The sequence below is a fragment of the Bradyrhizobium sp. USDA 4451 genome (assembly GCF_054822585.1).
Window position 1 is genome coordinate 1,654,996 of record NZ_JBTRCH010000001.1, and the last position, 14,175, is coordinate 1,669,170.

Consider the following 14,175-nt stretch of genomic DNA (forward strand, 5'->3'; position numbering starts at 1 on the left):
GCGGTCCCACATAGAAACTGTCATGCCCCGGCTCGACCGGGGCATCCAGTACGCCGCGGCTCATCCGTAAAATCACAGCTGCCTCTGGAATACTGGATCACCCGCTTTCGCGGGTGATGACAGTCATGCGCGCGGCCGCTTCAGGCTTGGCGGCGAACGTGCTAGAGCCGGGACATGAGTTCTCTTCCCTCCACGGTCGATGTCGCCATCATCGGCGCCGGCGCTGCGGGCCTCGGCGCCGCGCATGCGCTGCAGGGCACCGGTCTGTCCAGCATCGTGCTGGAAGCCCGCGATCGCCTCGGCGGCCGCGCGCATACCATCCAGGCTGCGCCTGACGTGGTGTTCGACGTCGGCTGCGGCTGGCTGCACTCGGCCGACCAGAACAGCTTTGTCGGCATCGCCCAGCAACTCGGCTTCGAGCTCAACAAGGACCTGCCGCCGTGGCGCGAGCGCGCCTATGGCAAGGCGTTCCCGCAGGCCGACCGCGATGCGTTCACGCTCGCGCTCGACCAGTTCTACGATCGCCTCGAACAAGCCGCGCGCGACGGCAAGGATGGTTCCGCCGATCGCTATCTCGAACCCGGCAACCGCTGGAACCCGATGATCGATGCGATCTCGACCTATGTGAACGGCTGCGAGCTCGATCAGGTCTCGATCCTCGACGTCGACGCCTATGAAGACACCGACATCAATTGGCGGGTGCGGCGCGGCTATGGCGCTTTGGTCGCGGCCTACGGCGAACAGGTGCCGGTCGCACTGAACTGCGAGGTCCGGTTGATCGATCACACAGGCCCGCGCGTCCGCATTGAGACCACGCGCGGCACGCTTGAGGTGGACAAGGTGATCGTCACCGTGCCGACCAATTTGATCGCCGACGAGGCGATCCGCTTCTCGCCGGCGCTCCCGGACAAGCTCGATGCCGCGCGCGGGCTGCCGCTCGGCCTCGCCGACAAGGTGACCTTGGCGCTCGCCGAACCCGAGGCGCTGCCGAAGGAAGGCAATCTGCGCGGCGCCACCATGCGCACCGAGATGGGCACCTATCACATCCGCCCGTTCGGCCAGCCCTGCATCGAAGGCTTCTTCGGCGGCCGCTTTGCGCAAGCGCTCGAAGATGCCGGCGACGGCGCCATCGCCGCGCACAGCATCGACGAGATCGTCTCCTTCCTCGGCAATGATTTCCGCCGCAAGTTGAAGCCGCTCAGCGAATCCCGCTGGGCCCACGACCGGTTCGCCCGCGGCTCCTACTCGCACGCGCTGCCCGGCCACGCCGACAAGCGCGCCGTGCTGGCCGCCCCGGTCGACGGCCGGCTGTTCTTTGCGGGAGAGGCGACATCGCCGCATTTCTTCTCGACCGCGCATGGCGCACGGGACTCGGGGGAGCGGGCGGCGAAGGAAGTCCTGGCGGCTGTGCCGCGCAAATAGCCGCATCGTCATTGCGAGCGAAGCGAAGCAATCCATCGGGCGGCATAACGGAAGCATGGATTGCTTCGTCGCTTCGCTCCTCGCAATGACGGCAGATATTACTCCAGCACCCTCGCCCGCATATCGGCGTCGGGGACAAAACACGTCTCATACTTCCCGAAGATCTTGTACCGGTTGCGGGCGATCAGGCTGTAGACCGCGTCGCGCAGCGGCTTCGGCACCGCGAACAGCGCGCTTGTCCATCCCCAGCGGGGAAGATGGCTCAGTACCGTCAGTGCGGCATCGGACTTCATCCAGGCGACGCCGCCATGGATTACGGCATTGGTGTCGGGATCGTCGGGGTCGATGCCGAAGGTTTTGGCGAGCCGCGTGCCGTAGGCGGACTGGATCGGCGTGAAGCGGAAGCGCCTCTCGGTATCGCGCGAGACGACGAAGCGGACCCAACGCGAGCAGAAGATGCAGACGCCGTCATAGAGGATCACGTCGTCGTCGGGCCAGCTCTTCATCGGTTATCCAGCGTCAGCAGCGCCACCAGCATCAGCACGATCGCGGGGCCGGTCTTCACCAGTGCGCCGAGCGGCTCGATCCAGAGATCGGGCGTCAGGATCGCCGATCCCGCCATGTAGCCGAGCGAGGCGACGATGCCGGCAACGAGGCCGAATGCCGCGGTGCGGCGGATCGCGATCAGCACGCCGATGCTCATGTCCATCAGGCTGGTCAGCACCGTCACCGGCCCGACCAGAGCGGGTGGAAAATGATGTGCGCTCAAAATCCCGGCGGCGGCGTCATAGGAGATGACAAGCGCGATGAAGCCGGACGCCACCCAGAACAGCACCAGGCTGGCGAAGATCAGCGCCTTGATCAGGAACAGCCGCGCAAACCATTTGTCCTGGATCGTCGCGGGACGCCCGCCGACGGCTTGCGCGATCGTCCTCGGCACGATGCCGGTCGCCTGCATCCAGGCTGAGGGATCGCCGGTGACGCCGCGGCGCAGCTCGGCGATCGCAGTGGTCCGCAGCGGCGGCATCCAGCCGAGGCGGCTGACGAGATCGCCGAGGCGAGCACCGAGATCAATCAAGAAGGACGGCGAGGCGATGCGGACATGCTTCGCCGTGCCGAACGTCCCTCGGAATTGGGCGATGACGCCGCCGAGCGAGACCGGCTGAGGCTGCATCAAGTCCCACGCCACCGCTCGCACAGTTTCATCGCCGACGTCGCGCGCAGCGAGCCAGGCGATGGTGGCCGCGATATCCTCGACCGCGACCGGCTGGAACGGCGTCGCCGCCTCATCGGCCGGCAACTCGACCGGCAGCGCCGCCAGCGCGCGCAGCATCGCGCTGCCGCCATAGGCCGATGGCGCGATGACAAAGCCCGGCCGCAGGATCGCATGCGCGATCCCTGATGCCCCAATCAGCCGCTCGGCCTCGCGCTTGGTGGTGCTGAAGGCGGTGCGGTCCTGATCGGCGGTGCCGGGAATCGAAATATGCACAAGACGGATCGCGCGATGGCTGTCGCGGCTCGCTTGAAGAATCCGCGCGACGAAATCGCGATGCACCGCGCGCGTGTCACTGCCCGGCCCGTCCTGCAGCACGCCGAGGCAATTCAGGACGATATCGACCTCATGCGTACGCAGCAGCTGCGTCAGCGCCGCGGCATCCAGCGACATCACAGGCAGCTCGAGATCGGCCGCGCTCATCTTTTGCGCCGGCGTGAAATGCCGCGCGATCCCGATCACGTGAAAGCCGCGCGCCCTCAGATCGTCGGTGATGGCACGTCCGATCAGGCCCGACGCGCCGAGCACGAGGATGTTGTGTGATGCATCGTCACTCATAGAAGACGGATCATGCTTCAAAATGGTTTCGCGATCATCAGCCACAGGATGATCGTCACCGAGCCGAAGCCGGGAATGCCGAACAGGAACCAGCGGCGAAACAACGCATGGTAGCGCGGCGGCAGCGGCAGACCTTTTTCGACGGCGGCCTGCGCGAGGTCGCGCATCTCCATCTGCATGAAGATGACGGGAATCCAGAACGCGCCGGCCAGGGCGTAGAGCGCAAGCGATACCAACAGCCAGCGTTCGGTGATCCCGGTTGCCGACAGCAGCATCAGCAGTCCGCCGCTCACCGGCTGCAGCAGCACGGCGCTCAGCGTGAAGATCATGTCTGCGATCACGACGGTCGCCGCCGTGCGTGCGATGAACGCTGCATCCTGCGTGCGATGCGCCGCCAGCATGAAGAAGGCGATGCCGGTCCCGGTGCCGAGGATCACGATGGCGCCGAGCACATGCAGATATTTGATCAGGAAGTAGAGCGTCATCGCAGTCCGCTCGGGCCGATTAATACCGCTGCTGCCTTAAGGCCGGCGCACGCGAAAATCCACTGCGGCGGCGCAGCGACCGCGCACGCGTGGTACCCACTTCGCGCCGGGATCGCGCGCCAAATCCTGCCGGCGAATCAGCCCCGAACGAGCATTTTTCGGCGCGACGGCAGTGTCATACTGCGCGCGCGATTCACGCTTTGCACAGGGCCGGGCCAGCGATCGACCGCTTGAGCCCGGCAAGTGTCCTTTTTCGGAACAAGTTTTCATCACACTGATGCAAAAAATCCACAGCTTAACCGATAATTAACGATGGACCTTGAAGGCGGCCCGCTGACTTGCTTTGATCGGATGCATGAGCACAACGCTGATCGAGGTCCGGCCGGCCAAAGCTGCAGACGCGGCTGCGGTGGCGTCTACCCATGACGAAGCCTGGCGCTCGGCGTATCAGGGAATCATCCCCGGCGCCGAACTCGAAAAGCTGATCAATCGCCGCGGCCCGCAATGGTGGGACAGCGCCATCCGCAAGGGCAGCCGCGTCAGCGTGCTGGTGTTCGGAGACCGCATCGCGGGCTACGCCAATTACGGCCGCAACCGCGCCCGCAGCCTGCACTTCGAAGGCGAGATCTACGAGCTCTATCTGCGGCCGGAATTCCAGGGCCTCGGCTTCGGCCGTCGCCTGTTTGCCTCCGCCCGCCGCGACCTCCTGCAGAGCGGCCTGAAGAGCATGGTGATCTGGGCGCTCTCGGATAACGAGCCGGCGACCGAGTTCTACCGCGCGCTGGGCGGACGAATGGTGGCGCGCTCCTCGGAGCGGTTCGGGCCGAAGTCGCTCGACAAGGTCGCTTTCGCCTGGGCGAACTGAAAATCATGCTTCTCTCGCAGCTGCAGCAAGGCTAAACCAGCCTGAGCGCGTGCGCGCGACGGCCAGCCCGGCTCCCAAGGCCGGGCCTGATGTAGTTCGCGGCCCGGCGGCGCCAACAAAAAATCACATCGTTTCTCAACTTCCAAAGGCCACGCGGAGCAATCCATGCGTATCGACGCCATATCGATCGGAAAAAATCCGCCCCACGACGTCAACGTCATCATCGAGGTTGCCGTCGGCGGCGAGCCCATCAAGTACGAGATGGACAAGGAGGCCGGCACGCTCGTGGTGGACCGCTTCCTGTACACGCCGATGCGCTATCCCGGCAATTACGGCTTCATCCCGCACACCCTGTCCGGCGACGGCGATCCCTGCGACGTGCTGATCGTCAACACCCGCGCGATCGTGCCGGGCGCGGTGATGAGTGTCCGTGTGGTCGGCGTGCTCTTGATGGAGGACGAGGCCGGCGGCGACGAGAAGATCATCGCGGTGCCGTCGTCGAAGCTGACCCAGCGCTACGACAAGGTGCATAATTACAGCGACCTGCCCGACATCACGCTGCAGCAGATCCAGCACTTCTTCGAGCACTACAAGGATCTCGAGAAGGGCAAGTGGGTGAAGGTGCTGCGCTGGGGCGACGCCGACGAAGCCCGCAAGCTGATCCTCGAAGGCATCGAGCGCGCGAAGAAGAAGTGACGGCGTAGCCGCAAATACTCCCTCGCCCCGCTCTTGCGGGAGAGGGTTGGGGTGAGGGGCTGCTTCCGCGAGTTGTGAACGTTGGGAGACCTGCACCCCCTCACCCGGATTGCATCTGACGATGCAATCCGACCTCTCCCCGCAAGAGCGGGGCGAGGGAGCAACTCACACCGCCGGCGCCGGCAGGCCGGCAATCGCGCAGGCGGCGCGCAGCGTGTTGACCAGGAGGCACGCCACCGTCATCTGCCCGACGCCGCCGGGCACCGGCGTGATGGCACCGGCGACATCAAGCGCTTCCTGGAATGCGACGTCGCCGACCAGCTTCGGCTTGCCGCCGGGAACCGCAATCCGGTTGATGCCGACATCGATCACGGTCGCACCCGGCTTCAGCCAGTCGCCACGCACCATCTCGGGGCGGCCGACCGCGGCATAGACCAGATCGGCCTGGGCGCAGAGCTTTGGCAGGTCGCGCGAGCGCGAATGCGCGATCATCACCGTGGCGTTCTCGTTCAACAGCAGTTGCACCAGCGGACGGCCGACCAGATTGGAGCGGCCGATCACGATCGCGTTCATGCCCTCGAGCGAGGCGTGCACGCTCCTGGTCAGGATGATGCAGCCGAGCGGCGTGCAGGGCGACAGCGCCGCGAGGCCGCCGGCGAGCCGGCCGGCATTGTTCGGATGCAGACCATCGACATCCTTGGCCGGGTCGATCGCATTGATGATGGTCTCGGTGTGCAGCGATTTCGGCAGCGGCAGCTGCACCAGGATGCCGTGCACCATGGGATCGCGGTTGAGCCGCGCGATCAGCGCCAGCAGATCGGCCTGCGACACGTCCTCGGGCAGCTTGTGCTCGAACGAGGCCATGCCGGCGGCCTGGGTCTGGGTGTGCTTGCTGCGGACATAGACCTCGCTCGCGGGATCGTGACCGACCAGCACGACGGCGAGGCCGGGCGTGAGCGCATGGTCGCGCTTGACGCGGGCGACCTCGTCGGCGACGCGGGCGCGAAGCTCGGCGGCGATGGCTTTTCCGTCGATGATGCGGGCGGTCATGTCAGTCCTTCGTGTCTCGGTTCGGCCCGGTCGCAGTCAATTTCCTCAAGGTCTCGCCAAGCTGCCGCGGATCGCCGTCGACCGCCACCTGCTTCAGCCGCGAGGTGGCGCCCGACAGCAGCTTCACCCTGGCCTTGGGCACGCCGAGCGCCTTGGCCAACAGTTCGGTCACCGCCCGGTTGGCCTCGCCGCCCTCGGCGATGGCGCGGACCCGCACCTTCACCACCGAGCGGCCGTTGGCCAGCGTCTCGATCCCGTCGATATCATCGCGGCCGCCGCGCGGCGTCACGCGCAACGCGATTCTGATGCCCTCGGTGGAATAGCGCCAAGGATCCATTGCCAAGGCTCCATCAGCAGCGGTCCATCAGCGTTGGATCAGATCACGTTGGGATAGATGTAATAGGCGATCACCCGCTGGATGAACATGATGATCAGGATCACGATGATCGGCGAGATGTCGAGACCGCCCAGATTCGGCATCACGTTGCGAATCGGCCGCAGCACCGGCTCGGTGATCCGGTAGAGGAACTCGGCCACCGCGGAGACGAACTGGTTGCGCGTATTGACCACGTTGAAGGCGACCAGCCAGGACAGGATGGCCGAGGCGATCAGGAGCCAGACATAGAGGTCGAGGACGATGATGACGATGTCGAGAACAGCGCGCATATGATGGGAGCTCGCGGGTGGGACGACCAGGTAAAGCGCAAACAAACCGGACTGAACCGCCAGCGCGCTTCTTGTTTGAGCAGGATCTTCTCGGAAAACCGCTACGTACTTTTTGCTAGCGCGGCCGACCGGGTCCGGATCATGCACTAAATATCGGTTCATCCCCCCGCAAACAAGGGAAGTTCCGGGCGGGCAAGGCCGAAAACCGCCGTTTCACCGTTCTTGACTTGGCCTTGGGCGGGACTGTAAATGGCGCCCGACTGACGGCCGGGATACTCAGCAACACCCGGCCGCGATGGGGCCATAGCTCAGCTGGGAGAGCGCGTCGTTCGCAATGACGAGGTCGGCGGTTCGATCCCGCCTGGCTCCACCACGCTTCGCCCTTCGGGCTACGCGTGGCGCAGCCACGAGTTGCCCGAAGGGTGAAGCGTGGTGTCCGGCGAAGCCCAACGGGCGAAGACGGACCAGATCAGCCCCCCTCACGTCCCCGTAAACCGCGGCGGCCGCTTCTCCACAAAGCTCGCGACGCCTTCCCGGAAATCATTGCCCTTCAGCGCGATCTGCATCTCGCGGTTGGCGTCGATGGTGGCTTCAGCGAGCGTCTGGAACGGCACGTCGTAGAGCTGGCGCTTGATGACAGCGATCGCGCTCGGCGAGACGAAGTCGGCGAGGTCGCGGGCATAGGCATAGGTGTCCTCGCGCAGCTTGTCCGGCGCAGAGAGCCGGTTGACGAGACCGATGCGCAGGGCCTCCGCGGCCGACACCCGCCGCGCCGACATCAACAGGTCGAGCGCGTTGGCGTGACCGACGATGCGCGGCAGCATCCAGCTGATGCCGTGCTCGGCGATCAGGCCACGGCGCGCGAAAGCGGTGGTGAACACGGCGCTGTCGGCCGCGAAGCGCAGATCGCAATACAGCGCGTGGACCAGGCCGATGCCGGCAGTGGCGCCATTGAGCATCGCGATCACGGGCTTCTTGATCGCGGGATAATAGGCGTAGCGCGTCTGCCAGTCGGCGCGGCGGTTCATGTCGAACGGGATGCTCTCGCCGCGCCTGACCTCGTTGGGATCGATGCCCTGCAGCGCTTCCATGTCGGCGCCGGCGCAGAAGCCTCGGCCCGCGCCGGTCAGTACGATGACGCGAACATTGTCGTCGTTGGCTGCCGCCTCCATCGCGTGGCGCACGTCGCGCTCCATGATCGCGGTCCACGCATTCATGCGGTCGGGACGATTGAGCGTGATGGTCGCGATCCGCTCGCTGACCTCATAGAGGATGTGCTGGTAGCCCACGGCGATCTCCCTGTGCCTTGTTGTTATTGATAGGCGCGGCGCCACGGCCTGCGCGCGGCAGGTACACTAGCACATCCATCACAATGAAAAGGCGGCGCGAAATTCCGCGCTGCGGCTATTCCGCGGCCTGTAGCATCACCGGCTGCGGCACGCGCGCGATCCAGCCGTCGATGAAATGCGTCAGCCAGGCGCGCTCGGCGGAATCCTGCACGGCACGCTCGGCGAAGTGCTGATGACGCGGCTGTGCCCCCGGCGACTCCATCCGTGCACACCCGCGCGCGGTCCAGCGATGCATCATCGCGTAGGTGACGTCGGGATGGAATTGCAGGCCGAACGCATTGCCGAACTGGAACGCCTGGACCGGGAAATCATCGCCCGCCGCGAGCAGGTCTGCGCCGGCCGGCAATTGAAAGCCCTCGCCATGCCAGTGATAGACGCGCGCCGGCCAGTCCGGGCAGAGTGCGCGCCCCGCTGCCGTCGGCCTAACCGGGTAATAGCCGACCTCGACACGACCTTGCGGATGCGGTGCGACCTTGGCGCCGAGCTGCCGCGCCAGCATCTGCCCACCGAGGCAGATGCCGAGGAACGGGCGCTGCTCGCGCAAGGGAACGGCGATCCAGTCGATCTCACGCCGCACATAGTCGTCGGGATCGTTGGCGCTCATCGGGCCGCCGAAGATCACGGCGCCGGCATGCGCCTCGAGCGTCTCGGGCAGCGCATCGCCGAAGCGCGGGCGGCGGATGTCGAGGGGGTAGCCCAGCGCACGCAGCGCGTTGCCGATCCGGCCGGGGGTCGACGTCTCCTGATGCAGCACGATCAGCACCGGCCGCAGCGGGGTCCGATCTGCGATCTGATCCTTGAGCGTGACCGCAGCCGGCCTTCGGCTTGCGAAGGGCACCACGACACGGGTTTGGTCAGACCGGAACGACATCGCCTCGGACTTGGCCTCGAACTTGAAGGTTTGGCCTCTGCTCAAAGTTTCGGCACGTAAGGCACGATCATAGCTAAGTGGTCGTTAACATCGTGTGAGTTTGCGCACACCTAGGCGAAGCAAATCGCGGGCCAGAAACAGGCTTAACGGCGATGAATCGGCGCGTTAGCGCTTGCGGAGCTGGAAACCGCCGACCGCGGTCAGGATGAAGGAGCGCGGGAATAGCCGGAGCAGGAACGGCACCAGCTTGATGAAGGCGCCGGGCAGCACCGCGCGCTTGTTGGCCATCAGGCCGCGATAGGCCTGACGGGCGACCTCATCAGGCGCGACGTTGAGGATGGCCGAATCGAATCCGGGGGCAAAGCCGGCGCGATCCTGGAATTCGGAGGGCACGGGACCCGGGCAAACCACGGTGACGCGCACGCCTTTCGGCGCCAGCTCGCAACGCAGCGCCTCGGAGAACGAGAGCACATAGGCCTTGCTGGCGTAGTACACCGCCATGCCGGGCCCCGGCAGGAATCCGGCGATCGAGCCGAGATTGAGGATGCCGCCGCGGTTGCGGATCAGCTGATCGGCAAAGCGCAGCGTCAGGTCGGTCAGCGCGCGGATATTGACGTTGATCACGTCGAGCTGTTCGGCACGATCGCGCTCGACGGCGAGGCCGAACAGGCCGAAACCGGCATTGTTGACGAGATATTCGACCTCGACCCCAGCCTCGGCCAGGGCCGCGGCGATCTTATCACCCGCATCGGTCTGCTGGAGGTCGCAGGGAATCACGATCGGCGCCGCGCCGGCCGCCGCACCTGGCTTGGCCCCGAGTTCGTCGGCGAGCGCCTTCAGGCGATCGGCGCGCCGTGCCACCAGCGCCACGCGGTGACCATTCGATGCAAACACGCGCGCCAGTTCGGTGCCTATGCCCGCCGATGCCCCGGTTATCAGCGTCACACGCTCAGCCACGTTCAAACTCTTACTGCAAATTCTAGTGAGGTCCCCAACGGCGCGACGAGAGCATAGGCATGCGGTGTGACGCAAGACGCGTATGGGCTTGTGGATAGTTGTGGACCGCCGATTTGGCGATGAAATCGCCAGATTTTCAGTCGTATCGCCCCACAATCGCTGCGGAAATTAAAGTTTCTTAAAGTTTCGTCATCCGCGAGGTCGGCGATGGTGCTTCCGCTTGCGCCTGCGACCGTGTCAGATCGCCGCGTCCGCGGTGCCCCATGGGCCCTTTGGCAGCGCCGCCTGCTTCTCGGCGACCCGGTGCTTGAGGTCGATGCGGTCGCGCGAGGAGATGCCGAGCAGATCGGCCGCGCGCCAGACCACATTGTCCTCGAACTCGCTGACCTGGCCGTCGGCATAGACCAGCTCCCACATCATCTCGACGATGCGCAGCCGTCCCTCCTCGTTCACCGAGCGCATGATCACACTGGTAAAGTGATAGAGATCTACGGCCTCACCCTCGACGCGCATGGCGGAGGTGATCAGCTTGTCGGCGGTGCCGGGATCGAGCTGGAAACGGCTCTCGATCAGGCTGTGCAGCTTGAGCTTTTCGGCAGGCGTCGGCTCGCCGTCGAGCGAGACGACGTGCACCAGTAGCGCTGTCGCCGCCAGGCGATAGTCGCCGTCATTGAACGCGCGATCGGCCTGAGCATCGGGGGAGACGATATCGGCAATGAATTGTCGGAGTCCGTCGAGCATCGCTCTCTCTGCGCAATGAAGAAGTCTTCGATCGGAGCATGATCCGTCCGGAAAACCGCTACATACTTTCGGGATCGTGCTCCAAAACCTATATGGCGTGGAAACAGAACCAGTGCAATCGCGCAGGTTCCCGCCGCGGCATTACGTTTCGGCAATATGACCGACTCCTCCGTCATTGCGGGGAGCGTAACGAGGAAGCAATCCATGCCACCGCATATGCTGAGGTATGGATTGCTTCGCTCCGCTCGCAATGACGGTGCGAGATTGAAATACTACGGTATCTCGTACACCACGAGCTTGTCGGCAATGCCGCGCAGCGCGGCTTCCTTCTGGATCGGCTTGATCGCCGCGCGATCGAGGATCCCTGCGACTTCAGCCGATTCCATTACCGGCTGCGTCAGATGGATTTCCTGCGACGTCGACAGGCTCTGCACCCTGGCGGCGATATTCACGGTCTGGCCGAAATAATCCTGCCGCTCGTTCAGCGTCACCGCGAGGCACGGCCCCTCATGGATGCCGATCTTGACGATCAGGTCTTCCTTGCCGCGCTCGGTGTTGAGCTGCTTCATCGCCGCCCGCATGCGCAGGCCCGCGGACAGAGCGTGCTCGGGCCGAATGAAGGTCGCCATCACGGCATCGCCGATCGTCTTCACCACGGCGCCGCGCTCGGAGGCGATGATCTCGAGCAGCGCGTGGAAGTGCGCGCGCACCAGATCGAATGCGGCGAGATCGCCGACCCGCTCGTAGAGCGCGGTCGAGCCCTTCAGATCGGTGAACAGGAAGGTCAGCGCGGTGATCTTCAGCCGCTGGTCACCAGTGAGGTTGTCGGCCTTGAACACGTCGCGGAAGGTCTGGTTCGACAGCATCCGCTTCGCGGTCAGGATCGGCTTGCGCTTGCCAAGCAGCTTGTGCAGCGGATCGCCGGCGATCCACACCGAGGGCAGCACGCGGACGTCGGCGTGATTCTCCAGCGAAAGCCGCAGCGGCCCCGGCCGCATCGTCGAGGTGCCGGTCGGCGCATGCGACTTGTTGAACGCGATCGAGAACTGCTGACGCTCGGTAGTCGGCTCGCCCTCGACGGCAAAGAAATGCGCCGAATGCGTCACCGGCTCGAACACGATGACGAACTGATTGGGCAGGTTGAGCGACAGGATCGCCTTTTCGCCGGGCGGCAGCTCGAGCCCCTCCAGCGTCACCTCGTTGATCAGCGTCGACACTGAACTCTCGTCGAACTCGATCCCCGAGCTCCAGAACATCTGCCGAAAGTATTCCCAGATCGGCAGCGTGTTCGGATCGTGCGCAGCGATGTGGCGAACCCGCGGGCTGACGGTGAAGGCAACCTCGACCAGCTCGTCGACCGAGGCCTCGTAGCCGGCGGCGCACAGCGCGCAGTTATAGTCGTCGTGGCGCAGCGACTTCAGCGTGGTGTGGGCGTCGAGCACGCCGCCGCAGCCCGGACACAACACGTTCCAGCTCATGTCGAACAGGCCGAGCCGGGAGGCATGCAGGAAACCGGAGATCACCTTCTCCTCGTCGAGGCCGGTGCGCCGCGAAAAATCCAGAGCGTTGATGCGATTGAGCTCGCGATCATGGCCATCAGCGATCAGCTGTTGCATGGCATCGACGACGGCCGGATCGGTCGTCTGCCTGAGGACTGCGAAATGCGCCTGCGTATCGCTCATGGTGAGCCCCTAGAGCAGATCCGGAAAAGTGGAGACCGGCTTTCCGAAACGATCATGCTGAATCAAGAAATGAGCATTGCGACACTATCGCGCAAGATCAGCGCGGCTTGATCGTAAAGGCCGGCGAGCGGTTCGGCTGCGTCGTCACCACGCCGATCGGCAGCACCGGTTCCTTGTCCGCCAGCGCGACGCGGAACGCGCCGATGATCTTCGCAAGCGCGAGCGTCGCCTCGACCAGCGCAAAATGCGCGCCGATGCAGACCCGCGCGCCGACGCCGAACGGCAGATAGGCGAAGCGATCCGGCGGCGTCCCCGTCATGAAACGCTGCGGCACGAACGCATTCGGATCGCGCCACAGTCTTTCATGCCGGTGCAGCAGCCACGGCGCGATCAGAATTACGTCATGCTTCCTGACCGGCCGGCCCGCAATGATATCGGGACCACCGGCCGCACGCGCGATTAAAAACGCCGGCGGATAAAGCCGCATAGTCTCGTCGACCACCGCGCGGGTGAATTTCAGCCGCTCGATGTCGAGCGCGCCATTCGTCGCCACCCTCCTGACTTCTGCCGCCAGCTGCTCCTGGGTCTCGGGATCGAGCGCCAGCAGATAGAGCGCCCAGAACAGCGCGGTCGCAGTCGTCTCATGGCCGGCCAGGATCATGGTCGCGACCTGGTCGCCGAGCTGGGCATCGGTGAAGGCCTCACCGGTTTCCGGGTCGCGCGCGGCGCCCATCAGGTCGAACAGGTCGCGGGCCGGCGCATTGTCATCCTTGCCGGCAGCACGGCGCTCAGCCATCAGCTGACCGACGAACGCAGTCCAGCGCTTGCGGAAGCGGGCGCGCCGGAAGTCCTGCGGGGTCGGCCAACCCAGCGGGAGTATCAGGTCCAGCATGTGCGGCCGTGCCAGCGTGTCGCCATACTCCATCACGAAATCGCGCAGCGCGGCGCCGTGGCGATCCATGCCGAACGAGAACATGGTGCGGCCGGCGATCTCCAGCGTCATGCGCTGCATTACCTCGCGCAGATCGACCGGGCCACCGCTCGCGGCCGTCAGCTTGGCGATGGTCTCGTCGACCGCCGCGATCATGTAGGGCTCGAGCGTGGTCACCGCGCGCGGCGTGAATGCCGGCGCCAGGGTGCGGCGCTGATGCTTCCACGCGCGGCCTTCGGCGATCAGCAGTCCCTCGCCCAGCATCGGGCGCAGCACGCGAAGGCCGGCCGGCGTGCGGGTGTAATTCTCGTAATTGTCGACCAGCACGTGGCGGATCGCATCAGGAGTGTTGAGGATGAAGCTCGAGCGGCCGAGAAAACGGCCTTGCACGATGTCATCCTGATAGGCGCGCTGGCCCCAGGTCTCGATCGGCGAGTTGCGCATCACCCGCATCCGCTGAAGCCCGGTCATGTCGTCGGGCGCGCGCGGCGGGGCGGGCGGGACCAGGGGGCGCCGCGTGACCGTGATATCGTAGACTTCGGCTATGCTCATGGTCCTCGCTTCCTGCCTCACGCAACAACCGATCCGGCCATGCGATCCCGGCGCCATGAAGGCGCGCGGACCCTTTA

Annotated in this window: 15 protein-coding genes and 1 tRNA gene; 4 read left to right on the forward strand and 12 right to left on the reverse strand. The window is 65.0% G+C overall.

All coding sequences use genetic code 11. From position 1 onward, the window contains the following. The first annotated feature begins 174 nt into the window (after positions 1-174). Positions 175-1,422, forward strand: a complete 1,248-nt coding sequence (locus tag ACVMB0_RS07600) for a flavin monoamine oxidase family protein (protein WP_461345814.1) — start codon at positions 175-177, stop codon at positions 1,420-1,422. Positions 1,423-1,520: 98 nt separating this feature from the next. On the opposite strand, the gene ACVMB0_RS07605 is transcribed toward ACVMB0_RS07600, so the two are convergent. Genes ACVMB0_RS07605 through ACVMB0_RS07615 form a run of 3 tightly spaced genes read right to left on the reverse strand, consistent with a single transcriptional unit; the run spans position 1,521 to position 3,738 of the window. After that, on the reverse strand, positions 1,521-1,928 hold the full coding sequence (locus tag ACVMB0_RS07605; RefSeq protein ID WP_461345815.1) for a thiol-disulfide oxidoreductase DCC family protein: 408 nt from the start codon (positions 1,926-1,928) through the stop codon (positions 1,521-1,523). Next, complete coding sequence (locus tag ACVMB0_RS07610; protein ID WP_461345816.1) at positions 1,925-3,253, reverse strand: SDR family oxidoreductase; 1,329 nt, start codon at positions 3,251-3,253, stop codon at positions 1,925-1,927. Before ACVMB0_RS07610 ends, ACVMB0_RS07605 begins: the two co-directional genes overlap by 4 nt. A gap of 17 nt (positions 3,254-3,270) precedes the next feature. Then, a complete protein-coding gene (locus ACVMB0_RS07615) occupies positions 3,271-3,738 on the reverse strand; it encodes a DUF2269 family protein (RefSeq protein WP_461345817.1) in 468 nt (155 codons plus the stop codon). Positions 3,739-4,093: 355 nt separating this feature from the next. On the opposite strand from ACVMB0_RS07615, the gene ACVMB0_RS07620 reads away from it, so the two are divergent. Then, the gene (locus ACVMB0_RS07620; RefSeq protein ID WP_106326641.1) at positions 4,094-4,603 is read left to right on the forward strand and encodes a GNAT family N-acetyltransferase; all 510 of its coding nucleotides are present in this window, start codon (positions 4,094-4,096) and stop codon (positions 4,601-4,603) included. 165 nt (positions 4,604-4,768) lie between these two features. After that, positions 4,769-5,299 (forward strand): inorganic diphosphatase, encoded by a 531-nt coding sequence (gene ppa, locus ACVMB0_RS07625; RefSeq protein WP_021078233.1) that lies wholly within the window; start codon positions 4,769-4,771, stop codon positions 5,297-5,299. Between the two features lie 165 nt (positions 5,300-5,464). Here ppa and ACVMB0_RS07630 read toward each other — a convergent pair whose 3' ends face one another. From ACVMB0_RS07630 to ACVMB0_RS07640, 3 genes are read right to left on the reverse strand one after another with little or no spacing between them, the layout of a single operon-like run. Beyond that, positions 5,465-6,349, reverse strand: coding sequence for a bifunctional methylenetetrahydrofolate dehydrogenase/methenyltetrahydrofolate cyclohydrolase (locus ACVMB0_RS07630; RefSeq protein ID WP_461345818.1), 885 nt, complete (start codon positions 6,347-6,349; stop codon positions 5,465-5,467). A 1-nt stretch (position 6,350) separates the two neighbouring features. After that, on the reverse strand, positions 6,351-6,686 hold the full coding sequence (locus ACVMB0_RS07635; RefSeq protein WP_461345819.1) for a DUF167 domain-containing protein: 336 nt from the start codon (positions 6,684-6,686) through the stop codon (positions 6,351-6,353). 38 nt (positions 6,687-6,724) lie between these two features. Further along, complete coding sequence (locus tag ACVMB0_RS07640) at positions 6,725-7,015, reverse strand: YggT family protein (RefSeq protein WP_021078230.1); 291 nt, start codon at positions 7,013-7,015, stop codon at positions 6,725-6,727. A gap of 297 nt (positions 7,016-7,312) precedes the next feature. Between ACVMB0_RS07640 and ACVMB0_RS07645 the strand changes: the two genes are divergently transcribed. Next, positions 7,313-7,388 (forward strand) — tRNA-Ala (locus ACVMB0_RS07645). A gap of 106 nt (positions 7,389-7,494) precedes the next feature. On the opposite strand, the gene ACVMB0_RS07650 is transcribed toward ACVMB0_RS07645, so the two are convergent. The 6 genes from ACVMB0_RS07650 to ACVMB0_RS07675 all read right to left on the reverse strand — a co-directional run bounded on the left by ACVMB0_RS07650 (position 7,495) and on the right by ACVMB0_RS07675 (position 14,098). Further along, positions 7,495-8,304 carry an enoyl-CoA hydratase gene (locus ACVMB0_RS07650; RefSeq protein WP_461345820.1) on the reverse strand — a complete coding sequence of 270 codons (810 nt, stop codon included), beginning with the start codon at positions 8,302-8,304 and terminating at the stop codon, positions 7,495-7,497. A 115-nt stretch (positions 8,305-8,419) separates the two neighbouring features. Continuing rightward, complete coding sequence (locus ACVMB0_RS07655) at positions 8,420-9,235, reverse strand: glutamine amidotransferase (protein ID WP_461349617.1); 816 nt, start codon at positions 9,233-9,235, stop codon at positions 8,420-8,422. Between the two features lie 165 nt (positions 9,236-9,400). After that, on the reverse strand, positions 9,401-10,192 hold the full coding sequence (locus ACVMB0_RS07660; RefSeq protein ID WP_456751423.1) for an SDR family NAD(P)-dependent oxidoreductase: 792 nt from the start codon (positions 10,190-10,192) through the stop codon (positions 9,401-9,403). 237 nt (positions 10,193-10,429) lie between these two features. Further along, positions 10,430-10,933 (reverse strand): tellurite resistance TerB family protein, encoded by a 504-nt coding sequence (locus ACVMB0_RS07665; protein ID WP_456751422.1) that lies wholly within the window; start codon positions 10,931-10,933, stop codon positions 10,430-10,432. Between the two features lie 272 nt (positions 10,934-11,205). Then, entirely contained in the window at positions 11,206-12,615 is a 1,410-nt protein-coding gene (locus ACVMB0_RS07670) for a DUF5939 domain-containing protein (RefSeq protein WP_461345821.1), read from the reverse strand. A 97-nt stretch (positions 12,616-12,712) separates the two neighbouring features. Further along, positions 12,713-14,098: a cytochrome P450 gene (locus ACVMB0_RS07675; protein ID WP_461345822.1), complete on the reverse strand. Its 1,386-nt coding sequence runs from the start codon at positions 14,096-14,098 to the stop codon at positions 12,713-12,715. Positions 14,099-14,175: the final 77 nt, after the last annotated feature.